This is a genomic window from Streptomyces sp. NPDC046915 (assembly GCF_040644935.1).
In the GTDB taxonomy this organism is placed as follows: domain Bacteria; phylum Actinomycetota; class Actinomycetes; order Streptomycetales; family Streptomycetaceae; genus Streptomyces.
In genome coordinates this window covers 1-26,208 of the sequence record NZ_JBEYXB010000001.1, presented here as the reverse complement: position 1 = coordinate 26,208, position 26,208 = coordinate 1, and the positions used below count along the sequence as shown (strand labels likewise).

The 26,208-nt window shown below is 68.8% G+C and carries 25 protein-coding genes and 3 pseudogenes; 15 read left to right on the top strand and 13 right to left on the bottom strand.

Translation table 11 applies throughout. The features are described from left to right. Nucleotides 1-10: 10 nt before the first annotated feature. From ABZ915_RS00140 to ABZ915_RS00130, 3 genes are all read right to left on the bottom strand, one after another. Nucleotides 11-808, bottom strand: a complete 798-nt coding sequence (locus ABZ915_RS00140) for an SDR family oxidoreductase (RefSeq protein ID WP_361793184.1) — start codon at nt 806-808, stop codon at nt 11-13. 601 nt (nt 809-1,409) lie between these two features. Next, nucleotides 1,410-1,775 carry a hypothetical protein gene (locus tag ABZ915_RS00135; RefSeq protein WP_361793181.1) on the bottom strand — a complete coding sequence of 122 codons (366 nt, stop codon included), beginning with the start codon at nt 1,773-1,775 and terminating at the stop codon, nt 1,410-1,412. A gap of 346 nt (nt 1,776-2,121) precedes the next feature. Further along, entirely contained in the window at nt 2,122-2,631 is a 510-nt protein-coding gene (locus ABZ915_RS00130) for a YbaK/EbsC family protein (protein WP_361793178.1), read from the bottom strand. Nucleotides 2,632-2,836: 205 nt separating this feature from the next. On the opposite strand from ABZ915_RS00130, the gene ABZ915_RS00125 reads away from it, so the two are divergent. Both ABZ915_RS00125 and ABZ915_RS00120 read left to right on the top strand, forming a co-directional pair. Beyond that, the gene (locus ABZ915_RS00125) at nt 2,837-3,598 is read left to right on the top strand and encodes a methyltransferase domain-containing protein (RefSeq protein ID WP_361793175.1); all 762 of its coding nucleotides are present in this window, start codon (nt 2,837-2,839) and stop codon (nt 3,596-3,598) included. A 228-nt stretch (nt 3,599-3,826) separates the two neighbouring features. After that, the gene (locus ABZ915_RS00120; protein ID WP_361793172.1) at nt 3,827-4,036 is read left to right on the top strand and encodes a hypothetical protein; all 210 of its coding nucleotides are present in this window, start codon (nt 3,827-3,829) and stop codon (nt 4,034-4,036) included. Nucleotides 4,037-4,150: 114 nt separating this feature from the next. Here ABZ915_RS00120 and ABZ915_RS00115 read toward each other — a convergent pair whose 3' ends face one another. Genes ABZ915_RS00115 through ABZ915_RS00100 form a run of 4 tightly spaced genes read right to left on the bottom strand, consistent with a single transcriptional unit; the run spans nt 4,151 to nt 7,939 of the window. After that, entirely contained in the window at nt 4,151-4,819 is a 669-nt protein-coding gene (locus tag ABZ915_RS00115; protein WP_361793169.1) for a response regulator transcription factor, read from the bottom strand. After that, on the bottom strand, nt 4,816-6,117 hold the full coding sequence (locus ABZ915_RS00110; protein ID WP_361793166.1) for a sensor histidine kinase: 1,302 nt from the start codon (nt 6,115-6,117) through the stop codon (nt 4,816-4,818). The genes ABZ915_RS00115 and ABZ915_RS00110 overlap by 4 nt, the downstream gene beginning before the upstream one ends. Before the next feature lie 35 nt (nt 6,118-6,152). Next, on the bottom strand, nt 6,153-7,004 hold the full coding sequence (locus ABZ915_RS00105) for an ABC transporter permease (protein WP_361793163.1): 852 nt from the start codon (nt 7,002-7,004) through the stop codon (nt 6,153-6,155). Next, complete coding sequence (locus tag ABZ915_RS00100; RefSeq protein WP_361793160.1) at nt 7,001-7,939, bottom strand: ATP-binding cassette domain-containing protein; 939 nt, start codon at nt 7,937-7,939, stop codon at nt 7,001-7,003. The genes ABZ915_RS00105 and ABZ915_RS00100 overlap by 4 nt, the downstream gene beginning before the upstream one ends. Nucleotides 7,940-8,146: 207 nt before the next feature. Between ABZ915_RS00100 and ABZ915_RS00095 the strand changes: the two are divergent. Beyond that, nucleotides 8,147-8,585: pseudogene (locus ABZ915_RS00095) on the top strand (hypothetical protein); the annotation flags it as partial. Nucleotides 8,586-8,736: 151 nt separating this feature from the next. Further along, nucleotides 8,737-9,636 (top strand): hypothetical protein, encoded by a 900-nt coding sequence (locus ABZ915_RS00090; protein WP_361793157.1) that lies wholly within the window; start codon nt 8,737-8,739, stop codon nt 9,634-9,636. Here the strand turns inward: ABZ915_RS00090 and ABZ915_RS00085 are convergent. Continuing rightward, nucleotides 9,617-9,820: pseudogene (locus ABZ915_RS00085) on the bottom strand (sensor histidine kinase); the annotation flags it as partial. The gene ABZ915_RS00090 and the pseudogene ABZ915_RS00085 sit on opposite strands and share 20 nt — an antisense overlap. A gap of 117 nt (nt 9,821-9,937) precedes the next feature. Next, nucleotides 9,938-10,864, bottom strand: a complete 927-nt coding sequence (locus ABZ915_RS00080; RefSeq protein ID WP_361793155.1) for a hypothetical protein — start codon at nt 10,862-10,864, stop codon at nt 9,938-9,940. 841 nt (nt 10,865-11,705) lie between these two features. On the opposite strand from ABZ915_RS00080, the pseudogene ABZ915_RS00075 reads away from it, so the two are divergent. Beyond that, a pseudogene (locus ABZ915_RS00075) lies at nt 11,706-12,041 on the top strand (alpha/beta hydrolase); the annotation flags it as partial. Nucleotides 12,042-12,286: 245 nt separating this feature from the next. Here ABZ915_RS00075 and ABZ915_RS00070 read toward each other — a convergent pair. Then, nucleotides 12,287-13,099 (bottom strand): cupin domain-containing protein, encoded by an 813-nt coding sequence (locus ABZ915_RS00070; RefSeq protein ID WP_361793153.1) that lies wholly within the window; start codon nt 13,097-13,099, stop codon nt 12,287-12,289. A 622-nt stretch (nt 13,100-13,721) separates the two neighbouring features. Between ABZ915_RS00070 and ABZ915_RS00065 the strand changes: the two genes are divergently transcribed. From ABZ915_RS00065 to ABZ915_RS00035, 7 genes are all read left to right on the top strand, one after another. Continuing rightward, on the top strand, nt 13,722-13,898 hold the full coding sequence (locus ABZ915_RS00065) for a hypothetical protein (protein WP_361793151.1): 177 nt from the start codon (nt 13,722-13,724) through the stop codon (nt 13,896-13,898). A 141-nt stretch (nt 13,899-14,039) separates the two neighbouring features. Beyond that, the gene (locus tag ABZ915_RS00060) at nt 14,040-15,407 is read left to right on the top strand and encodes a DUF455 family protein (RefSeq protein ID WP_361793148.1); all 1,368 of its coding nucleotides are present in this window, start codon (nt 14,040-14,042) and stop codon (nt 15,405-15,407) included. Continuing rightward, nucleotides 15,404-16,759, top strand: a complete 1,356-nt coding sequence (locus ABZ915_RS00055) for a hypothetical protein (RefSeq protein ID WP_361793145.1) — start codon at nt 15,404-15,406, stop codon at nt 16,757-16,759. Before ABZ915_RS00060 ends, ABZ915_RS00055 begins: the two co-directional genes overlap by 4 nt. Further along, a complete protein-coding gene (locus ABZ915_RS00050) occupies nt 16,756-17,730 on the top strand; it encodes an ABC transporter ATP-binding protein (protein WP_361793142.1) in 975 nt (324 codons plus the stop codon). The genes ABZ915_RS00055 and ABZ915_RS00050 overlap by 4 nt, the downstream gene beginning before the upstream one ends. Continuing rightward, complete coding sequence (locus ABZ915_RS00045) at nt 17,727-18,485, top strand: ABC transporter permease (protein WP_361793140.1); 759 nt, start codon at nt 17,727-17,729, stop codon at nt 18,483-18,485. The genes ABZ915_RS00050 and ABZ915_RS00045 overlap by 4 nt, the downstream gene beginning before the upstream one ends. Next, nucleotides 18,472-19,344, top strand: a complete 873-nt coding sequence (locus tag ABZ915_RS00040) for an ABC transporter permease (RefSeq protein ID WP_361793137.1) — start codon at nt 18,472-18,474, stop codon at nt 19,342-19,344. The genes ABZ915_RS00045 and ABZ915_RS00040 overlap by 14 nt, the downstream gene beginning before the upstream one ends. 365 nt (nt 19,345-19,709) lie before the next feature. Further along, complete coding sequence (locus tag ABZ915_RS00035; protein WP_361793134.1) at nt 19,710-20,420, top strand: GGDEF domain-containing protein; 711 nt, start codon at nt 19,710-19,712, stop codon at nt 20,418-20,420. Between the two features lie 24 nt (nt 20,421-20,444). Here ABZ915_RS00035 and ABZ915_RS00030 read toward each other — a convergent pair whose 3' ends face one another. Together ABZ915_RS00030 and ABZ915_RS00025 are read right to left on the bottom strand one after the other, a co-directional pair. Continuing rightward, on the bottom strand, nt 20,445-21,455 hold the full coding sequence (locus ABZ915_RS00030; protein ID WP_361793131.1) for a LuxR C-terminal-related transcriptional regulator: 1,011 nt from the start codon (nt 21,453-21,455) through the stop codon (nt 20,445-20,447). Between the two features lie 156 nt (nt 21,456-21,611). Beyond that, a complete protein-coding gene (locus tag ABZ915_RS00025) occupies nt 21,612-22,196 on the bottom strand; it encodes a hypothetical protein (protein ID WP_361793128.1) in 585 nt (194 codons plus the stop codon). A gap of 313 nt (nt 22,197-22,509) precedes the next feature. On the opposite strand from ABZ915_RS00025, the gene ABZ915_RS00020 reads away from it, so the two are divergent. From ABZ915_RS00020 to ABZ915_RS00010, 3 genes are read left to right on the top strand one after another with little or no spacing between them, the layout of a single operon-like run. Further along, complete coding sequence (locus ABZ915_RS00020) at nt 22,510-23,307, top strand: ATP-binding cassette domain-containing protein (protein WP_361793125.1); 798 nt, start codon at nt 22,510-22,512, stop codon at nt 23,305-23,307. Between the two features lie 9 nt (nt 23,308-23,316). Beyond that, nucleotides 23,317-24,078, top strand: coding sequence for an ABC transporter permease (locus tag ABZ915_RS00015; RefSeq protein ID WP_361793122.1), 762 nt, complete (start codon nt 23,317-23,319; stop codon nt 24,076-24,078). Nucleotides 24,079-24,093: 15 nt separating this feature from the next. Beyond that, complete coding sequence (locus ABZ915_RS00010) at nt 24,094-24,885, top strand: MerR family transcriptional regulator (RefSeq protein ID WP_361793119.1); 792 nt, start codon at nt 24,094-24,096, stop codon at nt 24,883-24,885. Between the two features lie 96 nt (nt 24,886-24,981). Here the strand turns inward: ABZ915_RS00010 and ABZ915_RS00005 are convergent. Next, nucleotides 24,982-26,208 (bottom strand): helix-turn-helix transcriptional regulator (locus tag ABZ915_RS00005; protein ID WP_361793116.1); only part of this gene is annotated, 1,227 nt, incomplete at its 5' end.

The following is a 26,208-nucleotide window of genomic DNA, read 5'->3' as shown; positions in this document are numbered from 1 at the left end:
ACAGCCCGGATCATCGCTCTTCGCGGGCGTCCTCCGGGGCTCCGATCCAGCGGCTCGCCTCGACGTCGGCGGAGGTGTCCCGCACCAGGGTCGGCGCGATCACCAGCTCCTCGACGACCGTCCGCTGCGGGAGCGTGGCGCACAGCAGGACGGCTCGTGCCACGTCCTGCGGCTGCACCATGGCGGCCCGTGCCTCCTCACTCGGCGGGACGGCTCGGCCGTCCAGGATCGGCGTGTTCACTTCGCCGGGCAGGATGCAGGTGGCGCGGACCAGGTCGTTGCGGAAGGTGTTGCGCAGATACGTCATGAAGTTGCGCACGCCCGCCTTCGCCGCGCCGTACGGGGCTCCGCCGAGCAGGGTGGGCCGTACCGCGGCCAGCGAGGAAATCGTGATGACCGTGCCGCCGCCGTGCGCCAGCATGTCCGGGAGGACGGCTTGGGTGAGCAGATAGACCGCGGTGAGGTTGACGCCCATGACGGTGTTCCACTCGGCCTCGCTGATCCAGCGGACATCGAGCACCCGGCTCGCGCCGCCCGCGTTGTTGACCAGGATGTCGACCGGCCCTGCCACCTCCCTCGTCCACGCGACGAGTTCCCGGACCTCCCCGGCGTTCTCGACGTGTGTGGGCCGGGTGAAGGCTGAGCCACCGGCATCGTCGACGGCCGTGGCCACCTCCTCGAGAACGTGCGGCCGGCGTCCGACGAGGATCACCGTCGCGCCCGCCTCGGCGAGCAGCAGCGCCGTCTCCCGGCCGATTCCGGTGCCCGCCCCGGTGATCAGCGCGGTCTTTCCGTCGAGGAGTCCCATGGGCTTCATTCCTCTCAGCACCGTGGGCGCGCCGCACGCCCTCAGGGTCAGGATGCTCCTGCAGAAGCCGTCGGTGACGCCAGACCGGGGGCGGGTCTCGGCGGACTGATCTGGCCGAAGCGGGTGGTGACGTGCCCCCGCCCGGCCGCTGCGATACCCAGGACAGGGTGAACGAATCTGCTCTCGCCGGCGTCGGTCTACTGTGAAGACTTACTCGCTTGATCGTCGCCCTGTGTCAGTGACCGTCGCGGCCCTGGTCGCCCTGACGGGATGTTCAGCATCAACAGCAGCCGGGGCGAGAACCGTCACGAGGAACGAGGCGATCACTCAACCGGTCACGGTGAGCGGCGACGATCGCACTCTCACGGTCATGGCGCAGTCGGGTGGATGCGACGGCCCTGTTCACCTGCGGGCATCCGAGACGCGCACGGGGGTCTTCCTCACAGTGCGGGTCACCACACGGACGGGCCCGGACATCGCCTGCCCGGCCGACGCCCGCATCGGCCCGGCCCGCGCGACCCTGCACACGGCCCTGGGATCGAGGACCGTGACCGACGCGACGACCGGACGGCGGTTGGCGGCGCGGCGGGGACGAGCGTGATCAGGCGAGATCTGTCAGGTCCTCAGCGAACACCTGTGACAGAGGCTGCGGTCCCACGTACTGCTGGCAGTTGCACTGGCCGGCCTCGTAACGCAGCGGCTTCTTGTTCTCGTCCCAAGCCGTTGGCACCTCGACGCGTTCGTGGCACTGGCCCTGCTTGTCGTGCTTGGCGAGATGGTGCGTGCATCCGCACACTGGCTCCGGGGACTTGTTCGCCGCTTCGACGGCCAAACGTTCCTGCTTCGCCGCCTCCAGCAACTGCAGTTTGCGTTCATGCCGGTTGCGGAGTGCGGTGCGGACGTTGTCAGCTGCCCACGCGAAGCCGCCCGTCCAGAAGACGATGAGAACCCACCAGAACCAGTCCATCCGATGTCCCTTCCCCCGGTGCTGCTGCGGACCAGCATATATGGGCTCATCCGGAGCGCTGTCGCCCTGTCATGCAGGCCTCAGACACCGTTTCCTGCGACCTCCAGGGCAGCCGGCCGGCGAAGGTCACCGAGGTGCGGCGTCGGGCGAAAGCTGTTGTGCCGGGGGCAGTGCCAGGGCCACCTTGGCCCGCCGGGTGCGTTCTACCTGGGCGGGATGGGTGACGTTGAGGCGGACCGGATTCACGTCGGGCTCCACGACCGACCGCGGGTCCCAGGCCCGTATACGCGCTGGGCGCCGCGTTGCAGGAGTACCCGGGCCATCACCTGCCCGAGCCCGCGGACAGTCATGCCGGCTCGTCGCCGGGACGGTCGGCGATCGGCGCCGTAGCGGCCGGTGTTCCGGCTGCCGCTACGGCGGCCATGAGGTCCACCGCCTCGATCTCGATGCTGCGGTCGGGCCGGCCACTGCCGCAGTGCACACGTCCCAGGCTGCTGACGGTCTCGTCGAACACCACCATCGCGGCCCGGTCCGCGGACACGGGGCACACTCCGCCCGGCCGCATCCCCGCCCGCGCCAGCCGCCCGGCGCCGGCGGGGGACAGGTCGCCTCGGCGGATCCCGGCTGCGCGGGCGAGAGCGCCGTAGCGCAGCCGGGCGTGGCCGGGCAGCGCCGCCAGCAGCAGGCGGTCCTCGGTGGTGACGAATGCCAAGGTCTTGATGGTCCGCTGAAGCGGAACGCCCAATGCGGCGCACACCTCCAGGGGGCTGATCACGTCAGGGTGCTCAAGCAGCCGGAAGGACGCGCCGAGCGCCGCGAGAACTTCCGGCGGACCAATGGGTGCGGGACCGTTCACCTCGCCGAGATTACCGTGCGCGGCCTGCTCCCCTCCGTCCGGAACCGGCGTCCCAACGCTGTGCTGGAACCGTTCAAGCCGTATCTCAACGCCCGCTGCAACAAGGCGAGATCACCAGAACCGGCCGCTGGTGCTGTGACCGGAAAAGATCAGTGGGTTGGATGGTGGCGTCCTGTCGCACCGGTCAGGGACCGATGATGAGGAGATGACTGCTGACTCACGTGCTCATTCCTTCAACTCTGCTGCTGCCCAGTACGAGGCGAGCCGCCCTTCGTATCCGCCCGCGCTCCTCGACTTCGTCGAGGAGTTCCTGAGCCGCCCCCTGGCCGGTGCCCGCGTCGCCGATGTCGGCGCGGGCACCGGCATTGCCACCTCGCTCCTGTGCGAGCGGGGTGCCGACGTGGTCGCCGTCGAGCCCGGTGACGCGATGACCGTCGAGTTTCGACGGGTGCTCCCGGATGTGCCGGTCGTCCGGGGCGACGGCAATGCCCTGCCGCTCGCCGATTCCTCACACGACCTCATCACGTACGCGCAGTCCTGGCAGTGGACCGATACGAGCCGTTCCGTCCCTGAGGCGCTGCGAGTTCTGCGCCCGGATGGTGCGCTGGCCGTCTGGTGGAACACCACCGCCTTCGACGTGCCGTGGATCCGTGCCCAGCACGAGCGCATCGCGCACCACTGCGGAGTTCCCGCGCGTTCCGCGGTGCGTCCCGACGACGACGAGGCCGTCCAGCTTGCGGGGCTGAGCGGATTGCGGGTCACACGCCGGCAGATCCGCTGGCAGCGCAGGGTCCCTCTCGACACACACCTCGCCAATATCAGCAGCCGCTCCGCGATCCTCGTCCTCGGCCAGGCCGCGAACCGTGCCTTTCTCGCCGAGGAGCGCAGGCGACTTCTGGAGGCATTCCCTGCTGAGACCGTACAAGAGATCTACGTCGTCGACCTCCTGGTAGCCGCTCATCCGTGATGTCTACGTACTTGGTGACGTGCCTCGTAGGGTGGTCTGATGTTCGACCGTTTGGAGATCAGAGTGTTGCCGCCGGGTCCCCGGTTCGCTGCCCAGTTGCGGTTCTGGGTCAACGGCGAGGACGTGGTCGAAGGGGCAGTGGCCACGGGGGGACGTGGGCCGTTCGCGGCTGATGTGCTGCCCGCCGGCCGGCCCAGTCCCCTGCGGGCGACGAGCGAGACTCGGCGCGTGGAATTGGGGGAACCCGAGTGCACCGGCGGTTGCTGCGGTTTCCTGTCCGTGGTCGTGCAGCGGCTCGGGGACATCGTGCAGTGGTCGGACTGGGAGGTTCCGTACGCTCCCGCGGCTCTGCCGCCGGAGTTCCACTTTGACGCCGGCCAGTACGACGCCGAGCTGGATCACGTTGAGGCGGACCGGTGGTGGCAGGTCCACACGTAACCCAGCACGACGAGAGGGTGTGGCCTACGACGCGTGGACGGGGCGCGTCGGAGACGGCGTTGGCGTCGGTCCACGGTGATGCACGACGGCCGTCTCCATGGCCGATTCGTCGGCTCAGCCCGCCTGGGGCCGGGCCAGGCCGTGGTCGTAGGCGAAGATCACGGCCTGGATGCGGTCGCGGGCGCCGATCTTGGACAGGACGCGGCCGACGTGGGTCTTCACCGTGGACTCCGACAGGACGAAACGTGTGGCGATCTCGCTGTTGGTCCAGCCCTTGCCGATGGCGACGAGGATCTCGCGTTCGCGGTCGGTAAGGGCAGTCAGGCGCGGATCCTCGGCGGAGCCGTCGCCGCCGGACGGCACGAGGCGGGCGAACTCGTGCAGCAGGCGGCGGGTGAGCGCGGGCGCGATCACAGCGTCTCCAACGGCGACGGCACGGATGCCCGCGAGAAGTTCTTCGGGTCGGGCGTCCTTGAGCAGGAAGCCGCTGGCCCCGGCACGCAAGGCCGCATAGACGTACTCGTCGAGGTCGAAGGTGGTGAGGACGAGGACCCGGGAGCGGTCGCCGGTGGCGACGATACGACGCGTGGCCTCGATTCCGTCCATGCCCGGCATGCGTACGTCCATGAGGATGACGTCAGGGCGCAGTTCGGCGGCCTTGCGCACGGCCTCCGCTCCGTGCGCGGCCTCACCCACCACCTCCGTCTCGGGCATGGAGTCCAGAAGCATGTGGAAGCCGTACCGCTGGAGCGGCTGGTCGTCCACGACGAGCACGGTGGTCACCTGGCAGCACCGCCCTGGGGCGCGAGGTCGAGTGCGGCCCGCACCGTCCACCCCGGGCCTGCGGGACCTGCGCTGACGTGTCCGCCGTAGAGAGCGGCTCGTTCTCGCATGCCCACCAGGCCGTGTCCTTCCTCGTTCGCCGTGCCGGGACGTTCGGCCGGGGCGGGCGGGCCGGAGTCCTGGACGGTGATGGTCAGTCGTGTGTCCTCCACGACGATCGCCAGGTTCGCACAGGCACCGGCGCCGGCGTGTTTGAGGGTGTTCGTCAGGGCCTCCTGGACGATGCGGTAGACCGTCAGCTGCACCCCGTTGTCGAGGACGTCGACGTGTCCGACCGTACGGTAGACGACCTCCAGGCCCGCCGCGCGTACCCCCTCGCACAGCGCGTCGATGTCGGCGAGCCCCGGCTGCGGGCTCAGCTCGGGCTCGGTCCGCGGGCCATCCGCCTCACGCAGTACGCCAAGGACCCGCCGCAATTCACTCAGGGCCTGACGACCGGTGTCGCCGATCAGATGCAGGGCTTCCTTTCCCCGCTCCGGGGCGACGGCGGTGGCGTAGGCGCCCGCGTCGGCGAGGGTGATGATGACGGACAGGTTGTGGCCGACGATGTCGTGCATCTCGCGGGCCACCCGCGTCCGCTCGGCCGCGACGGCGAGCCTGCCGCGCTGATCGCGTTCGATCTCCAGCCGGGCCGCACGGTCGCGCAGCCCGGCCAGCTGAGCCCGCCGGATGCGGATCATCAGACCGAGCGCGAGAGCCGCGGTCGCCGTGCTGAGCAGGAAGAACAACGCGTCCCAGATCGACACCGCCGCCGACACCCGAGCCGCCACCAGGCCCAGCGCACCCACCATGGCCACACAGGCCCACGGCAGCTGCCGCAGCCGCCCGTGCAGGGCCAGGCTGTACAGGGCGACGAAGAGGGCGACGTCCGCACGGAGCACGGCGCCGAGCGACCACTGGAGGACGAACACGGTTGTGACGGCGCCGAAGGCGACGGCGGGTGCCCGGCGTCGCCACAGCAGCGGCAGCACCAGCCCGGCTTGCAGGATCAGCATGCCCGCCACGGGCAACCGGGTGAACACCATGCGGAAGCGGCGCGGGCCGTCCCCGTCGCCGTCCCCGCCGATCGCGCCGACCGCATGCAGCACGTCCGGCAGGCAGAACAGCAGGAAGACCAGGGCCACCACCGCGGTGTCCAGCACCCATGGTCGGGCCCGGTCGGCGTGCCGGAGCCGCTGGCCGACCCGGCCTAGCCGGGCGACCAGCGGCCCCATCCCGCTGAGATCTTCGGTGGTCACGGAGGTCACCCACCCATGATGCGGGTGGCCGCTGCTCACACGTCGCTGCGCAGCAGCCGGTACGCCGCCCCCGCCAGCGCCAGTGCCGTCCAGCCGAGGAAGACCAGGAGCCCGGCGGAGGGCGAAAGGGTGGTGGAGTCATGGGTCAGCGAGAAGATCGACTCGCCGGCGTGGCTCGGCAGGTAGGGGTTGATGTCGCCCTGCCACGAGGTGGGCAGCAGGGAGACGAGTCCGGGCACCAGCATGAGGGCGGCGACCAGGACCGAGATGCCGCCGGCGACGGACCGCAGCAGCGCCCCGAGAGCGGCACCGATCACGCCGACCAGGCCGAGGTAGAGACCGGCGCCCAGCAGGCTGCGTACGACGCCGGCGTGACCGAGGTCCATGGCGGCGGGCGTGCCGGAGACGATCCGGCTGCCGACGAGGAAGGCGACGAACGCGCCGACGGTGGCGACCACCAGGGCGACCAGTCCGTACACCGCGGCCTTGGACCACAGCACGGGCAGTCGGCGCGGTACGGCCGCGAGGGTCGAGCGGATCATGCCGGTGGAGTACTCGCCCGCCGTGACCAGCACGCCGAGCACACCGAGGGCGAGCTGGGCGAAGTTCGTGCCGAAGAGGGACAGGCTCACGGCGGTCGCGGTGGCGAAGTCGCGGTCCATGTGCCGGCCGGAGTCGAGATTGGACTTGTAGTGGCTGGCGGCGATGACGCCGAAGGCCACGAGGAACAGCAGGCCCAGGCCGAGGGTGATCCAGGTGGAGCGCAGGGACCAGAGCTTGGCCCACTCCGAGGACAGCACGCGTCGGCCGGTCACCCGGTAGGCGGGTCGGGCCTGTGCGGCCGGAACGGTCTCGGGGGTCTCGGGGGTTGCCGTGAGGGTGCTCATGCCGCGCTCCCGGAGGTCTCGGTGCCGGTCGTGGAGCCGTGGTACTCCACGGCGTCCCTGGTCAGTTCCATGAATGCCTCCTCCAGGGACACCGCGCTCGTGGTCAGCTCGAACAGCGGGATCCCATGCTCGGCTGCCTTCAGTCCGATCTCCCGGGCGGACACCCCGGTCACCTGCAGTTCCTCGGAGCCGACGCGGCCGGTGACCTCCACGCCCGGCCCGGCCAGCACGTCCCGCAGCCGCGTGGGGTCGTTCGTCGAGACCTTCACGCTGTCGCCGCCCGCGTCGCGGACCAGGTCCTGCACGGTCGTGTCGGCCAGCAGCCGGCCTCGCCCGACGATGATCAGGTGGTCCGCGACCAGGGACACCTCGCTCATCAGATGCGAGGAGACGAAGACCGTGCGTCCCTCGGCCGCGAGGGAGGTGAGCAGATTCCGGATCCAGAGGACGCCCTCGGGATCCAGTCCGTTGACGGGCTCGTCCAGCATCACGGTCTGCGGATCGCCGAGCAGGGCCGCCGCGATGCCGAGCCGCTGTCCCATGCCGAGCGAGAAGGCACCCGCCCGCTTCTTCGCGACGCTGCCGAGACCGGCGAGTTCGACGACCTCGTCCACTCGGCGGCGCGGAATGCCGTGGGTCAGCGCGAGAGCCCGGAGGTGGTTGTATGCGGAGCGGCCCGGGTGGATCGACTTCGCCTCCAGCAGTGCCCCGACCTCCTGCAGTGGCGCCTGGTGGCGGGCGTAACGCCGTCCGTTCACCGTGACGGAGCCGCGCGTCGGCGCGTCAAGGCCGACGATCATGCGCATCGTCGTGGACTTCCCCGCACCGTTGGGTCCGAGGAAGCCGGTCACCGTGCCCGGCTTCACGGTGAAGTCCAGACCGTCGACGGCTGTCTTCTCCCCGTACCTCTTGGTGAGCTGCTGTGCCTCGATCATTCGCGTTCTCTCTTTCGGACTCCGGCGCCCGAAACGCCTGACGCCTCCTCCGTCACGCTAAGCCCGAGATCTGCCGGATCCGGTGGTACCGGGGACTGAGGTACGCAGGTCAGGTGGTACCGGGGTACTACGACCCGGCGCTGTGCCGCGCACGGTGCCGGGCGAGCGGTCAGGATGCGTTCAGGTGTCCGGTGGCACGGTCGTGCGTACTGGCTCGCCGTGGCCGTGATCAGCATCGTCAGCACCCTGATCAGCGACAATCTCACCGACAACATGGGCGAGCCGCTGGAGACGAGTACGACGGTGTTCGCCATCGCCCTCGCGGTCGTGTTCGTCGTCTGGTACCGGCGTGAGCGGGCGCTGTCCATCCACAGCATCGACACCACCGGCCGCGAGTCCTTCTACTGGCTCGCGGTGCTGGTCTCGACGCGGTGTGGAGCTTCCGGATCGTCTACATCCTGACCGCCCCCTCGGTGCTTCGATCGGCGACCACCTCTCGCAGCCGACCGGTGACGGCGGCCTGGGCCTGGGCACCGTGATCACCAGCGCGCTGTTCCTGGCCGTCATCCTCGGCCCGGTCGTGTACCTGATCGGGACGCGGAAAGACGTCACCGAGCCGGAACCTGTCGCTCGGCACACGGCCTGACCTGCCGCGCGGTACGCGTTCAGGATGCGTTCAGGCACTCTGTGCCACGGTCGAAGATCACGGCCGCTCGGCGGTCGGCTCATCTCACACGGCGCTCGCCCCGCCTTCCGGAGGCGAGCGCCCTGTCTTTCGACCGGACAGGAGAGTTGAATTGGAGAAACCGGAGGTCCTCACCGACCTCGACGTGGCGAGCGCGTCGAAGACCAAGTCGGTGATGAAGAAGCTGCCCGAGGTCACGCTGGCGTTCTGGGTCATGAAGATCGCCGCGACGACCCTGGGCGAGACGGCGGGCGACCTCTTCGCGCAGACCCTGAAGCTGGGCTACTTCCTCACCACGATCGCGCTGTTCCTGGTCTTCGTGGTGACGCTGGTGGTCCAGCTGCGGTCCAACCGCTACAACCCGTTTTTCTACTGGACCGTGATCCTGTCGACCAGCATGGCCGGCACCACGATGTCCGACTTCATGAACCGAGACGCCAGCGCCAAGTACCTCGCGAAAGGCGCGACCAAGCTGGGCTGGGGTCCACAGGGCCTGGGCCTCGGCTACCCCGTCGGGGCGGCCATCCTGATCTCGATCCTCCTGGTGATCTTCCTCGCCTGGAAGCTGAGCGGGATGACGTTCCAGATCCGCGACATCGTCACCTTCAGGGGAGAGGCCCTGTTCTGGTCGGCGATCCTGGTGTCGAACACCCTCGGCACCTCCATGGGTGACTTCCTCTCCGACAGCTCCGGCCTCGGCTACGCCGGCGGTGCGCTGCTCGTGACCGGGCTGCTCGCCGTGCTCGTGGCGCTCATGAAGGTGCCCGTGGTGCCGAACGTCGTGCTGTTCTGGATCGCCTTCGTCCTCACCCGCCCGCTGGGCGCCACAGCGGGCGACTTCCTCACCAAACCGGTCGCCAAGGGCGGCCTGGACCTGGGTACCGCGGGCTCGTCCGCCGTGCTCCTCGCCATCCTGTTCGGACTGATGGCGTACGCCCAGGTTCAGGAACACCGGTCCGCCGCCCGGCCGACGGAGGAGGAACAGGCCCCGGTCACCCGGCGAGCAGGCTGACCGTGAACCTGGCTCCCGGCACGTGCCGGGGGTCGTAGGACACCTCACAGCCGACGGCGCGGGCCAGGCGTCGCGTGAGCGGCAGCCCCAGGCCCGCGCCGTCGTGCCCGTCACCGGGATCGGCGCGCCGGCTGGGCTGGAACAGCGCGTCGCCGAACGTCTCCGGCACACCGGGGCCGTCGTCGACTGAGGATGCGTTGCGCGGGGCGAGCCCTGGGTGCCCCGGTCCGCACCGAGGCCGACGCGCCACGACTGAGGACCGGGCAGGGATTGGCTGCCTTGAGGCCCGAGGCGGGCATGCTCAGTAGCCCTGGGCGATCACCTTTTCCCGCATCAGCGTTTCCAGCTCCCTGTCCGACAGCGGGTGCAGCGTGTTCAGGAGGTGGCGCAGGCCGTTTTCGTCGAGGGACTGGCTGGTGACCTCGACCTCCGCGTCGTGGAGGTGGCGGGTGAGGGTGATGTCGCGGGTGCCTCGGGGGAGGCGGCGGATCATGCGCATGTCGCCGTGCCCGTCCACCGTGCAGGTCGCCTCCTTCTCCACGGGCTCTGGGCATCGTGCTGTCGGCGTGAGCGGCGAACGCACCACGAGACCCACGTACCCCAACTCGTATCCCTCCCGGACGGGGTGGTACTCGACGCTGAAGTAGGCGGGCCCGACCACGGCGCGAGATACCCGCATTCCAGGCGGCGTAGCGCCCAGATACAGCAGTTCCGGATGCTTCCGGTAGCGCGTGATCTCCGCCGTGTCCCGGCGCTGCTGCGCCTGCGCCGGGCCGATGAAGCCCCCGTAGCCGACGCCGGCCGCCAGCGCGGCCACCGCCCCCAGCCGTACCCACCGGCTCGGCACGAAGAACGCCGCGGCGACGGCGTACGGCACCCCCGTCAGCACGACCCGTGTGCCGGCGCTCCCCAGGTCGACGTTCCCGCCGTAGGCGGCCAGGCCCGCCAGGACGCCGAGCGTGCCGAGGACAAAGACCAGGGCTGCCCAGCCGAGCCGTCGGCGTACCGAGCCGCACAGCGGCACCACGGTCCTCGCCGGTATGCCCGCTGTGGCCAGCAGGCCAACCATCAGCGGCACGCCCAACGCGAGGACCGGCATCGCCGCCCCGGCCCCGCCGCCCCAGGCCGTCACCACCAACTCGAAGCCGAGCGCCGGCATCGTGGCCGCCATCGTCGCCCAGACCAGGAAGAGATGCAGTGCCGTCAGCGCCCCTCTGCCATGTGTCATGCCCCGAGCCTGCCAGCGCGCGTCCTGACGCACATGAGTTCTGCTACTCAGTACGTCTGATGGGGATCTTTTGATTTCGGCCACCCCGCGACAGGCTCCGCCACAGTCGCCAAGCGGCGCCAGCGCCTGGCCGAACCGGACTAGAGGTACGCCAAGTCATGCCCCTGCGCCGGGACATCCGCCCGGTACATCCGCCAGGGTGCGGGTGGGCCATGCCGAACTGGATGCCGGGGTCCCATCGCCCCGCTCCTCAACCCCAGTTGGTTGCGGCAGCAACCAGAGGTTGGCGGAATGGCGTTCGAGCAACATTCGCGGCACGACCCGGACTCCGGTCTGGAAGAGGCTGCTGACTGTGGCGATCCACAGGCGAAGTACCGTCTTGCCCGGCTGACGACCGGACATCGGATGGATCAAGCCGGGTACTGGCACTTGCGAGCTGCTGAGGCTGGACATGTTCAGGCCATGTACGTGACCGGGGCGCACACCGGGAGGCGGAACAGCGGCAGCGCAGCCGAGGCCGACGCGACGCACTGGAGCGAGCCGGTTGCGTTGACGGAGCTGCACGGCGGCCTCGGTCCACGACATCAAGCGTAGTCGTCCCCTTCGTGCAAGCCTTGGTGTCCAAGGTTGCCGACGATGCCTACGAACAGGCGCGTAAGCTGGTTCGGCACATGCTTCGCCGAGCCCCCGCCCAGCCCGATGCCGACAACGCCGCAACGCTGCTCGTTGCGGACGACCCCGACGCGCGCATCGCCTTGTGCCTGATCCCGCTGGCAGATCCGAGGCGAGCAAAGCAACTCCCTCCGGGGTCACGGTCGGGCGATAGGTCGTCCGGGAGCGCACCCTGTGGACGTCTGGATCCGCACCGGCCCCGCTGGTCCTGATGGCCCACAACAACGGCCTGCCCAAGGCGGAACCCCGGCTGGTGGCTCGGGCCCGGTACACCGCGGCGCGCGGCTACGCGGTGGCCACCATCGACGCCGCCGGGTGCGGTGACCGTCCCCGTTCCGCCGCCGACGAGCAGGCCCGTACCGACCTCCGGCGGGCGATGCGGGCCGGCGAGCCGGTCGACGAGATCTTCGAGTCCTTCATCGGCCCGCTGGTCGAAAAGGCGGTCCCGGAATGGCGGACCACTCTGGACGCCCTCCTCGAACTGCCCGACATCGGAGGCCCGGTCGCGCCGGTTCTTGGACCGACACCTGAAGTGAGGCGGGGCCGTCTGGCGGGCAGCAGACGGTAGGCGGTACCGGCCGGTCGGGGCGGCGCTCTGCCGCCAGCGCTCCGCGCTCTCCCACCACCCGCCCGGAACCCAACTCCATGTACCCCGTCCCATACCGAGGCCACCGATGCCTCACCACCTAGGACACGGTCATAGATGCTGCTCCAGGCGACGGCAGTTCACCGGAAGGCGCGAGGACGGCCTCACGATGCCGCTGACCGTGATTGCGAGTCGGCCAGGCGGGAGGGGTGAGCCGGGGGCAAGCACGTGGCGCTTCTGGCGGCTGAGAGGAGGTCCGCGGGGGACAGGTCCCGCAGCCGGGCTCGGTGATGGGTCAGGAGCTGGTGGGCGACGTGCTCCAAACCGGTGTCGTCCAGGGGGCGGGGTGGCAGCTCGAGCTCGGCCTCCAGAAGTTGGAGCATGGCCTCGTACAGGTGGGCGGTGCCGATCTCGCGCACCGTCAGGGACAGATGCGCAGAGAGGTCGTCGCCCGTACCCACGGCTGAGTGTGCCGCGGCCCGGGGCAGATAAAGGATGTCACCGGGTTCCAGGGTGGTCCGCAGCACGGTGGCTCCCGGATCCTTCTCAGGCTGGGGCTGCCACCATCCGTCAGTCGGAGTGCCATGGACGGTCCAGTCCTTGCGACCTTGGACCTGGATGACGAATACGTCAGCGTCGTCACGGTGCACGGACAGACCCTGGTGCTCGGGTGGGGACAGGAAGAAGAACGCCTCTACTCGGCGGCCGAGTTCGCTGCCCAGGCGTGACACCAGGTCAGCGGCCGGGGCGTGCCAGTGCTCCACGTTGCGCAGCAGCAGTGTGGCTCCGGAGGCCAACTGCTGACTGATTTTGCCGGCGTCAGCATGGGGAACGCTGGTGGCGGCCCCGACCATGCGGCTGGTGGTGAATTTGCCGGCCGACAGGTGTCGCCCTGCCTGAACCATCTCCACGTACGGCTCGCGCAGGAGGCCGCAGGCCAGGAAGCGGTCGAGGTCGGTAAGGGTGAGGACGTCCACAGGAGCAGTCGCGGGGCGGAATACGCGGGGCCTGCGGCGCCAGGTGTCGGACAAGAATGCGGCCGGGGCGCTGACAAGGCTGGTGAGGGCGCTGACGGGAGCCCCGGTGGGGGGAGGGGCGTGCGTGGTGGTGGTCATAGTGGTCTTCCCAGGGATGTGAGTGCTGGGCTGGGGGCCCGCTCCGGCGTTCGGGGCTTGAGCGCGACTGGAGTGTGTGTCCGATGTGACGAGCAGGTCTCGGTTGTTCGGCGTTACTGCCGGCGGACGCCCCCGGTGCGCGCAGCTCGATGCATGATCTTCGCCGACATGTGTCAGCCTCACGGATCCATGCCCAGGAGGGAAGGGGCATCGCCCGGACTGATGCTGCCGTGGCAACAACCGTCCACACGGCAGAGGAGTCATCCGGTCGTGTTGAGTGAGACGTGAGCCTCTGCGGGGTGTAGTGACCTGTTCCTGCCATCGCAGCTTCAGGAGGGGAAGGGACCCTGGCCTCCGAGGAAACCGTTGGGGCAGATTGGGGTCACGCCGCAGCAGACGCTCGGCGGGCGGAAAAACGACGCCATCGCGGAACTTCACGTCCGCCTTCGAGGCGTTCTTGCTCCTTCTCAGCCGGAGGTCCTCGATGACTAGCACTGCCCGCGACGCCGGAAATGCTCTGACCGTCCTCGACGCCCTCACCGTCCCGCACTCGGCGTCCCCCTCTGCGGGCGGCTGGGCCGGCGCTTCTGCGGGGATCACCGTGACGGCCGACGTGGACGCCAGTTGGCGTCAGGGCACGGATTCGATGGGCTGGCAGTAGCCCGGGAGAGGCGAATCTTCGGGGCCGTTGCCTTTCGACGCGAAGGCCAAAGCCGGGACCTTTCTCTGGACTGTGCCTCATATGTCATTGCGCCGCCCAGCTTTCCGATGTCTCACAGTCCTCTCTCCAGGAGTGTTCAACATGCGCGCCTCTTTCCAGCCGATGGCTGGCCCTGTAGGTATCCCGGTCCCCAGCCCCGACGAGATGACCGTCGCCGAACTCGCCGCTTTCAATCTGCGGCTGTACCACGCCACGCTGCTCGCCGGTCGCGCTCTTGCCGCATTCGGACCCACGCTGGGCGATGTGGCTCCCCGTGCGATCCTGGTCCGGAGCGTGCACAGCTTGATCAGCCAGAGCGGTCTCCTGCACGCCCGCCTGCTCCAGATGCGCGTCCATCCCGAGCGGCTCGGCCAACCGGCCCCCGCGTCGGCGGCAGTGGTCTGTGGGCTGCTCGGCGTGAACGATCCTCAACGCGCGGTCGCCTTCGGCCGGAACCTGCTCGAGCGCCTGGCCGATCTCCTGACCGCAGTACGCGATGGCTGCCGCTCCGAGCACACCTACCACGACCGGCGGCTGTACGACGCGTGCCTGGACGAGGTCCGCGCCGGCCTCGCCCCCTATGAACCCCACCCTCACGACCCCGAGGGGCCGGGTGAACTGCCCACCCCGGAGACCTACCGCGACCTGGGCACCGAGACTCTGCTGCGGGCGCCGGCCATCCTGGGCCCGTCCAGGACACCCACCGGTACCACGCCTCTTCCCGTGCCTCCCTGTCCGGAGCGGGCTTACCCCCAGTGGGCCCGGTTCACCGGGGTGAAAAATCCTGACTTCCGGGACCCCACCGCAGGTGCGTCGGCGCGCGAGATCGTGCTGCACGCACTGCGCAAAGGCATCGCCACCGAATTCATCTCCACCGACGTTCCGTTGCGCAATCTTGCCGACTTCCCCGACATGCCTCTGCAGTTCTACCTCGACATGTCCCGCCATGCGCACGATGAGCTGCGCCACACCCATCTCCTCCTGGACCATCTCACCGCCCTGGGTGAGGACTATCGTCAAGTCACCTTTCGGAACCCCGACACCTACCGCGCCATGGCCGACCAGCCTCTGGACTACCGGCTCGTCGTCTTGTCCCGCACCGGCGAGGACGCGGCCATCGAGGTGCTCTCGCAAGCAGTGCCGAAACTGCGCGCCAGCGGCTACTCCGAGGTCGCCACGATGTTCGACCATGTTCTTGCTGACGAACTGCGGCACGTTGCCTACGCCAACCACTGGCTCCGCCATCTGCACGGCGACGACCAAGCGGTCGAACAGGCAACGACTCGTTGCCTGGAGCGTCTGAACGCCCGGGTCGACGAGCTGGAGCTCGGCGAGTTCATGCGGCGCGAAACCGACCACGCCGCCCGTCGCGGTCGGCGCAACGCCGATCTGGAGCTGCGCGAGTTGGCCGGCTTCAGTGACTACGACCTGGCCCGCATGCAGGCCGCAGGCGATGGAGGCCGCGCATGACCGTCATCGTCCAGCCGACCACGCGAGTCCCGGCGAAAACCGCCTTCCGAAACCATCTGCTGGCCCCCACAGTGGCCAATGCCCTGAAGCTCCCGTTCTACCGTGACCACTGGGACGGCATCGACACCGAGGCGGTCACCAGCACCGACAACCTCCCTCGGCTGCCCACCATCGACAAACAGGTCGTGCTCGCCAGCCCCCACCCCTGCCGGCATCCCGACTTGACGCCCCACGTGGTCACCCACACCACCGGCACCACGGGACGGCCGTTCATCCGCGCCCGCAGCGCCCAGGAGCTCGCCGCCTTCTCCGAGCACATGGATGCCCTGCGCGAGGCCGTCGCCGCACGCACGAACACCCCCATCCGCCCCGTCCTGGCCTTCTCCGCGATACCGGCCACAGTGCACGGCGCCTTCGCCCAGACTTCGCTGTCCCAACTGCGCCTCTCGGTGGACGTCTTCACCGACGAAGGCATGGACAAGACGATCGACCTGCTCCGTCGCCAAGACCTCGCACCAGGCGATTACGACCGCCACGTCCTCGGTTCCCCCGGCGGCCTGCTGCTGTTGACCCACGCCCTGCGGGAGCGCGGCATCGACCCCGCGGAGCTGCGGATCGACCGGATCGTCAACCTCACCGACCTGCTCCTGCCAGGCCAGCGCGCCTTGCTCGCCCGAGCCTGGCCCGGCACGACGCTGATCAACCGCCTCAGCATGTCGGAGGCCACTTGCGGCGCCACCGAGTGCGACGAGTGCGGATGCTTCCACTTCGATGCCACCGGTCTGCCCGAAGTCCTCGACCTGGACACCGGCCGGCCCGTGAAGACCGGCGCAGGGGAGCTGGTGGCCACCGAACTGTTCCCCTTCGCGCAGCTCCAGCCGATGATCCGCTACCGCACCGGTGACCTCGTCGAATGCGTAGACAGCCCGTGCGAACCCGGGGAAGTCTCCGTACGCTTGATCGGCCGCCGGGACCGCACACCGCTGGCCCGCATCGACGGCCGCACCGAAGTCGTCCTGGCCCCCGTCGCGCTGTCAGCCGCCCTTGAAGGCGTACCTGAGATCAGCCGCAGCCCGCTGGGACGCCCTGGAACCTCAGCCGGCGCCGTGTACCGCGGTCGTCCCGTCGCTCAAGCGATCGCACGCCAGGACGCAGGCACGACACATCTGAGCCTCACCGTCACCGCCGCCTTCGACCCCGAGCTGTTTCCGGCACGCGCCGCCACCCTCACCGAGGAACTCACCGTCCTGCTCCAGCGGGATCTCGTCTCGCCCCGCATACCGCGCGACGCCCTGGAGGTCACCATCGTGCTGCGTCCCGCCGGACGCCCGGGCACCCAGGACCGCCGATGAACACCACGCTCCCTGCCCGCGCCGCCGCGGCAACGAGTCACCCGGACGCCGCCGTGGACGTCACCGGCATCAAGCGAACCTTCGGACGCGGCCGCCAGGCGCAAACCGTCCTGCACGACATCACCTTCCAGGTCCCCCAGGGCCAGGTGGTGGGAATTCTGGGCGCCAATGGCGCCGGCAAAACCACCTTGATCAAAATCCTGGCCACGCTGCTCACCCCCACCGCAGGAACCGCCCGTGTCGCGGGCGCTGACATCACGACCGACCCACAGGCCGTTCGCCGCCGCATATCCGTCGTCCTGGGAGGCGACCGCGGCCTGTACCCCCGCCTGAGTGCACGCCAGAACCTGCTGTTCTTCGGCATGCTGGCCGACGTACCCCGCCGGGTGCTGAAGGCTCGCGCAGAGGCACTGCTGCAACGGATGGGCTTGGCCGAGGCAGCCGACCGCCGCGTGGAGACCTTCTCCAAAGGCATGCGCCAGCGTCTCCACCTGGCCACCGGCCTGGTGACGGACCCCCAGGTGATGCTCCTCGACGAACCGACCATCGGCTTGGACCCGGAGGAGGCATCCCGGCTGCGGGGCACCGTGCGTGAACTGGCCGGCAGTGGCACGACCGTCCTGCTCACCAGCCATTATCTGCTGGACATCGACGAAATGACCGACCGTGTGCTCATGCTCCGCGAGGGACGCATCACCCACGATCTGACCATCTCCGACTTCCGGCGACTGGCAGGCCACGTCGGCACCCTCACTGTCCGCGGCACCGGGGCCCCACCCCGCCTGCCGGACGCACTGTCCCACCACAGCACCCGGCACGACCGGCACGGCTGGCGCATAGAAGTACCCCTCCCCACCTGGGATCCCGACCTGCTCACCAGGCTCGGCCAGGCATTCGTCGAGGTCCCTCCGCACGACGTGGAGGTCCGTCCGGTCACACTGGACGACGTCTTCTCCCTGGTGTCTCGATGACCACCAGCGTCCTCATCCGCTCCGCATACCTCCACGGCCACGAGCTACGAGCGAATCCCGCTCTGGCAGTGATCGGGCTCGTCCAGCCCGCCGCCGTGCAGACCCTTCTCCTGTCCACCCACCGAGTCGACGATCCCACCGCCCTGGTCGCCGGAAGCTGCCTGATGACCTTGTGGACAGCAACCGTCTGGTCCTCCGGCATGCTTCTGCGCCGCGAGATCCGTCTCGGCACCATCGCCGGCCTGCTCACTCGTCCCACGGACCTGCGCTGGATCGTGGCAGGCAAAGCGCTCGGAGCCAGCACCGCCGCGCTGCTGCTGAACCTTCTCGTCGCCGCCGTGCTTCCTCCGGCCCTGGGCTACCACCTCCACGTCGCCAGGCCCGCCCTTCTGCCGTTGGCCGCCGTGCTCGCTCTGGCTTCGGCCACCGCTGTGGGAACCCTCCTTGCGGGGCTGTTCATCTCAAGCCGGGCCGCCGGACGCATCGCCGAGGCACTCCTGTTTCCTGTCTTCCTCCTCAGCGGCGCTCTTCTCCCGATCAGCCGGCTGCCGACCTGGCTCCACTGGCCCTCGGCCCTCCTGGACCTGCGTTGGCTGCGAGAGATCACTCTGGCTGCCATGAACGGTTCTGACCTGCCATCGCACGCCGTCACCATCCTTCTTGCCTGCACGGCTGTCCAGTACGCGACAGCCCACGCGGTGTTCGGCCGTCTGCTGCAACGAGCGCGAAAGGAGGCCACCCTTGACTACTACTGACGTGACGGCGCGCGCCCACCTCAGCGACGGCACCCGCGATGATCGGCTCGCCCACTCCTCCTGGCACGCCGACGGCCGGCGCACGGCCCGAGGCACCTGGCCCTACCGCCTGGCAGCCCGCCTGTCGGCCGTGAACTACCTGACCGTCGCACCCCCGCGTACCCTCATCCTCAGCGTTCTGCCCCGCGCGGTCCTCCAAACGGCCTTCTACGCTCTCCTCGGACAACTGTCAGGCGGCGCAAGCACAGTTGCCTACGCGCTCACCGGGGCGGTCGCCTACCTCGCCATCACCCCGCTGGTGGTCAGATTGCCCGACATCGCCACTGAAGAACGGTACTTCGGCACGATGGGCCGCCTACTGACCGCCGGTATACCGGTACCCGCGATCCTCGCCGCGCGTTGTGTGCCCTACCTTGCCGAAGCCCTCGGCACCTGGCTCGCAGCAGCCCTGATCGTCCCCGTTGCCCTCCACCAGGCATCGCTGACTCCGCACCTCCTGCTCGCCCTCCCGGCCTACCTGCTCGTCATGCTCGCCGCCATGTCCATGGGCCTGCTGGTGACCAGTACCTGCCTAGGACGCCGATCCGAGGTGGTGCTCAGCAACACACTTGCCTACACGGTCCTGGCCCTCGGCGGAATCCTCCCCGGCCCCCAACCGGGCGTCCTCGCGCCCCTCGCTGAAGCGCTCCCGTTCCGGCCGGCGCTCGACCTGTACCGAGCACAGGTGAACGGCACCTGGGACACCGAAATGCTGCTGCGTACCCTCCTGCTCAGTGCTGCCTGGACCGCCGCCGCCTATGCGATCGGCCGCGCACTCACCTATCGAAGCCTGCGTCACGGGCACCACGACCTGACCTGACACGGGCACACCCAGACGTCCTCAGACCGACGTGCTCCACTGCGGCTGAGGCGAAGTAACACCGCATCACCGTCACCATCCGAGTCTCAATTCCACGAGAGGAAACAACCCATGAATCTCCGTGCTCTCACTCAGCAGCTGGTCGCCGATTCGAAGCGAGTCGAGCCCGCCCAGTTCCACGAAGTCATCTGACCAGTCCGCATCGATACGCCGTGGGTGTGGCGCGCTGTGCGCCACACCCGCCGGCCGAGGCGGCTTCGCACACGTGACAGCCGAGCGATCCAGCCTCGCCGTGGAAGTGGACATCAAGGAGGTCCGCTGATGGATCGGCATTTTTGCAGAATCGCATGTACGGCGAGTGTGCGATGAGTAGCGGCATTTTCTCGGCAGTTTATGGGTCGTGTGTCACCGCCGTAGGCTGGGCGGCGCATATCGCCTGGTGCCGACGTCGCCTCAATCTGGCCCGGAAAGATCCTCTCACGGGGTTGCCGACGCGGTACGACTGGCACAGCCGCGCACGGCGCATCGCCCGCGATCCGTTTCCGGCGATTGTGACCCTCGTCGACCTGGACGATTTCAAGGCCGTCAACGACTCTTTCGGCCATGCAGGAGGCGATGCGGTGTTGAAGGAGGCGGCTGCCCGGCTTGCCGCGTGGTGCGCTCCTCATGGGATCGCCGGCCGGCTCGGCGGAGACGAGTTCGCCGCGGTGATCGTTGCCGAAGACGCCGACTACGGGTCGCGGCTACAGGCGCTGCACGACGCATTGCATCAGCCGGTGCCGTGGCGGGGAACATGGCTGCCGATGCGAGCCTCGATAGGTGCGGCCCGTCTTGCCGACCTGCAAGAGCCCTCGATATCTGTCGCTCTTCGGCATGCGGACGCGGCGATGTACGAAGCCAAGATCCACGCAGGCTGGCAACTTGCCAGGCCGGGCGAAGGTCCGCCTGCGATTCATCTGCGGCCGCAGAGAGCGAGCCGACGCGGCATCAGTTCATCCGGCACCCTCGGCCCACACCATCCGGACAGCGGCAAGCACTCCACTTCGCAGGCGGACAGCGCGTTACAGGATGGGTGATGCCCGGATGAGCACGGTTGTGCCTCACGGCGTCATGGCAGGCTGGACGGTTTCCACCCACCCTGCATGAGCCAGACGGTACCCGGCCTGGAAGCGACTCTTGGCGTCGAGTCGTTCCATGAGGTCCGCGGCAAACCGACGGGCAGTCCTCACCGAGATGTCCAGCCGCTTGGCAACCACGTCATCGGTGTGCCCCGCCGCCAACAGGCGCAGGACTTCTTGCTCCTGTGGGGTGAGCCCCTGAGCGTTGCGCGTCTTGACCGAGTCAATGGTAGTCGCCCCCTGCCAGGTCAGCTCGAACAGCGCCAGCATGGCCGCAACCGCTCCCGAGCCGTGCAGAACCACCGCAGCGGCGCCACTGCTGTCCGCACTGACGGGGATCACAGCGATTCGCCGGTCGATCAATGTCATGCGGACGGGCAGCGTGGGAACCGTACGCACATCAGCGCCTCGCTCGGCGAGCCAGCGGGCGTAGGCGAGAGTAAGAGTGTGATGGCGAATGCTGTCCAGATAGAGCGTTCTCAGGCTGATCCCGCGGTTCAAGAGTTGATCATCCAGAGGTCGAGCAGCGGCGATGTTGTCCTCGCTCAGGAAACGACCGGGGACGAAAGCGCAGACCTCCTGCTGGATGTGCCGGGTGAGCTCAGCCAGTCGGTCGCGGATGCTGTCGATGCCGTCCAGGTACTCGACTTCACGCTCGGCATGGCCAGGGCGCAACTGCGCATATTCAGCGATCAGGCTTGCCGCAGCAGCTCGGGCGGCCTCCACCTGCTGCTGGTGGACAGCCAGCTGGGCCTGTTGGCGGGCCAGCAGAGCTTCCAGACCGACCTCGGGACTGATCGGTCTCATGTGCCCTTGCTCTTCCCATGAAGGGCGCAGCAAGGAAAGTTGAGCAAGTTCGTCCAAGGCATGGCGAACTTCCTGCTCCGGTAAACCCACTGCTGCCGCCACGTCCTTCAGGCGACTCCGAGGGGAAGCGAGCATGACACGGTAGACGGCCTCGCAGACCGTATCCAACCCCAGCGTCTCAAGCACATCTTTTTCCTTTCATTCTCCTGCTCTTGCTCATGCCTCGGCGGGCTTGGAGGCGCCGACGACAGGCATGAGAAGCCCTCAGGGCCCCCGAACCCTTCCGTCACTGCGGCGGTGGAGCCGCCCGAGGTGGCTCCACCGCCGCAGCCGGGCGCGCGTCTACTGGTGAGCGCTGATCACACCGCCGGCGCTGAGCACGATGTATACGCCGTTGGCGTCCAGCCCGGCGTCGTGCTGGTTCGCCTCCAGGGTGGCGTACACCGCGCCCTCGTGGCCCAGGATCTGCGCGCGGTACCGGAGGTCGCCGAATTTCGTGACCTTGGCCGTCCAGCCGCCCGCAAGTTTGAAGGTGCCCGGTCCGGTGTGGCCGCCGCCCATCCAGGAATGGACCTGGCCGTCCAGCGTGAGCACGACGAACATGTCATTGGCGTCGAGCCCGGCGTCGTGCTGCTTCGTCTCCAGCGTGGCCAAGACCTGACCACGGCTGACGATCTTGGCGAGGTAGTGCTGGGCGCCGAGCTCGTAGATCTCGGCCTTGCTGCCGTCCGCCAAGGTCTGGGTGCGGACCGGGGATGCCGCCTTGGTCGCGGCGGCAGATGCGGTGGTGTGGTACGCGGCGGGCACCGCGGACGGCACCTCGTCCTTGCCCCCTCCTTGGAAGGCGGTCAACGAGAACACCGCAGCGGCGGCGACAGCCACCAGGCCGGCGTGACGGACGGTACGGCGAGCACGGTAAGTCGTCATAATCGAAATCCCCCATGGATTATCAGAATGTGGCACCTCCGCCTGCTCCCGCAGGACGAACGGCCTTTATTTGCTGTTCCTTACACCCCATGAGATGGCACCTGGGCGGGAGTTGTTCACCCGGTTCTGTCCGCACTTGGTAACAAGGGAACTGGGTGCCGTCGCGCTGACAGACCGTTTCGTTTGGTGTGGTCTTGTTGGATGCCGTGGTCGGAGCGAGCTTGACCTTGACGCTGGGTCAACCCTCCATCCTTCCGGCGGGAGCGCTTCCTCGCGGTCGCCTGGAACGGCTCCGCAAAGGAGGCAGATGACCATGACGGTCCAATCGATCGCCGGTCCGGCGATTCGCGTGCAGGGTCTCGAGAAGTCGTACGGGAAGCTCGAAGTGCTGCGCGGCGTGGACTTCGACGTGGCGCCGGGCAGCATCTTCGCCCTGCTCGGCGCCAACGGGGCGGGCAAGACCACGGCCGTGAGGATCCTCGCCACGCTCCTGAAGGCCGACGCGGGGACGGCGAGCGTCCATGGCTTCGACGTCGGCACGCAACCGGCGGACGTGCGGGAGTCCATCAGCCTCACCGGGCAGTTCGCCGCCGTCGACGAGATCCTCAGCGGCCGGGAGAACCTCGTACTCGTCGCCAAGCTGCGCCACCTCAAGGACCCGGGCGCGATCGCGGATGACCTGCTGAGGCGTTTCTCGCTGACCCAGGCGGGCGCGCGCAGAGTGTCGACGTATTCGGGTGGGATGCGCCGCCGACTGGATATCGCGATGAGCCTCATCGGCAAGTCGCCGGTGATCTTCCTGGACGAGCCGACGGCCGGGCTCGACCCCGAGGCACGCATCGAAGTGTGGCATGCGGTCAAAGAACTCGCCGGGTACGGAAGGACGGTACTGCTCACCACGCAGTACCTGGACGAGGCCGAGCAGCTGGCCGACCGGATCGCGATCCTCCACCAGGGCCGGGTCATCGTGAACGGCACCCTCGCCGAGCTCAGGCGGCTCTTCCCGCCCCCCACGGTCGAGTACGTCGAGAAGCAGCCGACCCTGGAGGAGATCTTCCTCGCGATCATCGGCGGCGACGACAAGAGCGACGCCATCGGCATGAACAAGTAGGGGACAAGGATGACCGCGTACTTCCTCGGCGACACCGCTGTTCTCACGGGGCGGACCCTGCGCCATGTCACACGCAGCCTGGACACCATCATCACGACCGTCATCACGCCGGTCGCCATGATGCTGATGTTCGACTACGTGTTCGGCGGCGCGATCGACACAGGGTCGGTTGCGTACGTGAACTACATGCTGCCCGGCATCCTGCTCATCACGATCGCGTCGGGCATCTCCTACACCGCGTACCGGCTGTTCAGCGACATGAAGAGCGGGATCTTCGAGCGATTCCAGTCCATGCCGATCGCACGGTCGGGTGTGCTGTGGGCACATGTCTTCACCTCTCTGGTCGCCAACCTGATCTCGCTCGTGATCGTCGTGGGCGTCGCTCTCCTCATGGGCTTCCGCTCAGGGGCAGGAGCACTGGCATGGCTCGCGGTCGCCGGCATCCTGCTCCTGTTCACCCTGGCGCTGACCTGGCTCGCGGTGATCCCCGGGCTCTCCGCGGCGTCGGTCGAGGGCGCGGGCGCCTTCGCGTACCCGCTGATCTTCCTGCCGTTCATCAGCTCGGCATTCGTGCCCACAAAGACGATGCCCGGCCCGGTGCGCGCCTTCGCCGAACATCAGCCGGTGACGTCGATCGTCAACACGATCCGCGACCTGTTCGCCCGGCAGCCGGTCGGCGACGACATCTGGATCGCACTCGCGTGGTGCGTCGGCATCCTCGTCGTGGCGTACGTCTTCGCGATGGCCGCCTATCGCCGGAAGATCGCCTGAGGCAGTCTGAGCCCCATGCTCACCATCAGCCAGTTAGCGGCGTACGCCGGGGTCACGGTGCGGGCGGTACGCCACTACCACCAGATCGGGCTGCTGCCGGAGCCCGAACGCGACCGATCCGGGTACCGGACCTACGGCGCTGCCGCGGTCGTGCGACTGATCCGGATCCACACCCTGGCAGATGCCGGCGTGCCGCTGGCCAGGGTGCAGGAACTCCTCGACGCCGGCCCGGAGGAGTTCGCCGAGGGCGTCCAGGAGATCGACAAGGACCTGCGCGCCGAGATCCGGCGGTTGCAGGGCACCCGCAGACGGCTCGCCCGGCTCGCCGCCGGCGAGCACCTGGCGCTCCCGCAGAGCGTGGTGGACTACCTCGGCCGGCTGCGCGGTCTCGGCGTCGGGGAGCGGTACATCGAGCTGGAGCGGGATGCCTGGATCATGGTCGCCGCGCAGGTGCCGCACCTGATCGACTCCGTGATCGCCAAGAAACACGAGCAGTTGGACGACCCCGACATGGTGAAGCTCTACGGCTTTCTCAGAGGGGCACTCGACTGGCCGGCCGACGATCCGCGGGTCGTCGAGGTCGCCGACATCGTGGAGCGCCTGATGATTCGCGCTGTGGAGGCCGGTGAGGTGGGTGCCGACGGCTTCGACGACCAATTCGTCCACCTGCTGGACTCAACCATGGTCGAGTCCGCACCGGGCGCCGAACGGGTGTTGGCGATCCTGGAGGAGCGGGGCTGGAGGGGCTGGACCCGCATCGAGCGCGTGCCTGCCGACAGGCTCAACACTGAGGTGCCGCCACCTTGAAGGGCGCAGATCAGGTCGGCGAGGTGCTCGGGCCGGCCCCACGTCGCCGACCTGCTGCGCCGCCGCCTGAAGGCGATTCGCGCGGCGAACTCGCGCTCAGTTGCCGTAGGGGACCCACTGGCGTTCGCCGGAGTCGTTCGTGCCGTACCAGTAGCGGGGCATTCCCTTGGTGCTGGTGGTGTGGAACGGGTGGCCGTGGTCGTCGACGCGGATCGTTCCGGTGCGGCCCTGGGAGGACCAGTCGAGCTCCAGGTACCAGCGGGCGTCGTGGGTCTGGGTCGTCGCGTCGACCAACAGGACTTCGGGGTCCTCGGCGGAGACGCGGTACGGGAAGTGCACGGCCGGGATGGCGTGTTCGCTGTCGGCGCCGTCCTTCGGGCGGGCGATGGGGCGGTCGGCGTCGAGGTTCACGGTGAAGCTGCGGGGTGTGAGTTCACCGCCGCAGCCCTGGTCCATGGCGTACGCGTTGCCGGCGACCGGGTTGCCACGGCTGACGACGCGGACCCGGAGCGCCTCGAGGACGACGGCCGTGGACGACCGGCCCTGCACCGAGATCTGCACCATCGTCTGCCGCCCGTGCACCGCGCCCTGCGTTGCCGCCCACGCTGCGGCGTCCTGCTGCACCGGGGGCGGAGGGACCTGCGCGGGCGGCTTGTCGATGACGTAGTCGTGGCCGCAGCCCAGGTTCCAGACCTGGGAGTCGGCGTTCCAGGTGACGGGCAGGCCGGTGGCAGGCTTTCCGGCGCCGGTGGGGTCCGTGCCCGGGGCGGACGAACTGGGGGCCTTGTTCTTCGCGCGGGGTGAGGACGAGCTCCGGTCGTCGGTGGGGGAGGAACTCGCGGACGGTTTCGGCTTCGACGAGTGGTGGCTGGGAGCGGTCGTCCGCGGGCCGGAGGAGGCATGCGGGCCGGACGCGTCCGAGGAGTGGTCCGTCGGCAGGGCCGACAGGCTGCCCAGAGTCGCGAGCAGCGCGCAGGCGACAGCCGTGGGTACCAGGACCTGCCGGCGGCGGTACCAGGGTCGGGGAGCCGGGGCGGGGGAGGGCTCGGGCCCTCCTGCGACCTGGGGCGCGGCGGTCTCCTCGAAGGTGGCGGGCGCTTCGTCCACCGGCTCCTCCGGCTCCTCGGCCGCCGCGGCCGTCGTACGGACCCGCTGCCGCGCCGCCACCGCGAGCAGCCACAGCCGGTGCAGTTCGAGCCGTTCCTCCGGTGTCGCCTCGCAGAAGGCGGCCAGCCGTTCCACGGGTGCGAAGTCCTGCGGCACGGCTTCCCCCGCGCAGTAACGGTGGAGCGTGGAGGTGTTCATGTTCACGCGCCGGGCCAG

Coding starts and splice junctions, on each gene's coding strand:
- ABZ915_RS00140 (WP_361793184.1), bottom strand. CDS start 808: ATGGGACTCCTCGACGGAAAGACCGCGCTGATCACCGGGGCGGGCACC.
- ABZ915_RS00135 (WP_361793181.1), bottom strand. CDS start 1,775: ATGGACTGGTTCTGGTGGGTTCTCATCGTCTTCTGGACGGGCGGCTTC.
- ABZ915_RS00125 (WP_361793175.1), top strand. CDS start 2,837: ATGACTGCTGACTCACGTGCTCATTCCTTCAACTCTGCTGCTGCCCAG.
- ABZ915_RS00105 (WP_361793163.1), bottom strand. CDS start 7,004: ATGAGCACCCTCACGGCAACCCCCGAGACCCCCGAGACCGTTCCGGCC.
- ABZ915_RS00100 (WP_361793160.1), bottom strand. CDS start 7,939: ATGATCGAGGCACAGCAGCTCACCAAGAGGTACGGGGAGAAGACAGCC.
- ABZ915_RS00080 (WP_361793155.1), bottom strand. CDS start 10,864: ATGACACATGGCAGAGGGGCGCTGACGGCACTGCATCTCTTCCTGGTC.
- ABZ915_RS00065 (WP_361793151.1), top strand. CDS start 13,722: ATGACTAGCACTGCCCGCGACGCCGGAAATGCTCTGACCGTCCTCGAC.
- ABZ915_RS00060 (WP_361793148.1), top strand. CDS start 14,040: ATGCGCGCCTCTTTCCAGCCGATGGCTGGCCCTGTAGGTATCCCGGTC.
- ABZ915_RS00055 (WP_361793145.1), top strand. CDS start 15,404: ATGACCGTCATCGTCCAGCCGACCACGCGAGTCCCGGCGAAAACCGCC.
- ABZ915_RS00050 (WP_361793142.1), top strand. CDS start 16,756: ATGAACACCACGCTCCCTGCCCGCGCCGCCGCGGCAACGAGTCACCCG.
- ABZ915_RS00045 (WP_361793140.1), top strand. CDS start 17,727: ATGACCACCAGCGTCCTCATCCGCTCCGCATACCTCCACGGCCACGAG.
- ABZ915_RS00035 (WP_361793134.1), top strand. CDS start 19,710: ATGAGTAGCGGCATTTTCTCGGCAGTTTATGGGTCGTGTGTCACCGCC.
- ABZ915_RS00025 (WP_361793128.1), bottom strand. CDS start 22,196: ATGACGACTTACCGTGCTCGCCGTACCGTCCGTCACGCCGGCCTGGTG.
- ABZ915_RS00020 (WP_361793125.1), top strand. CDS start 22,510: ATGACGGTCCAATCGATCGCCGGTCCGGCGATTCGCGTGCAGGGTCTC.
- ABZ915_RS00015 (WP_361793122.1), top strand. CDS start 23,317: ATGACCGCGTACTTCCTCGGCGACACCGCTGTTCTCACGGGGCGGACC.
- ABZ915_RS00010 (WP_361793119.1), top strand. CDS start 24,094: ATGCTCACCATCAGCCAGTTAGCGGCGTACGCCGGGGTCACGGTGCGG.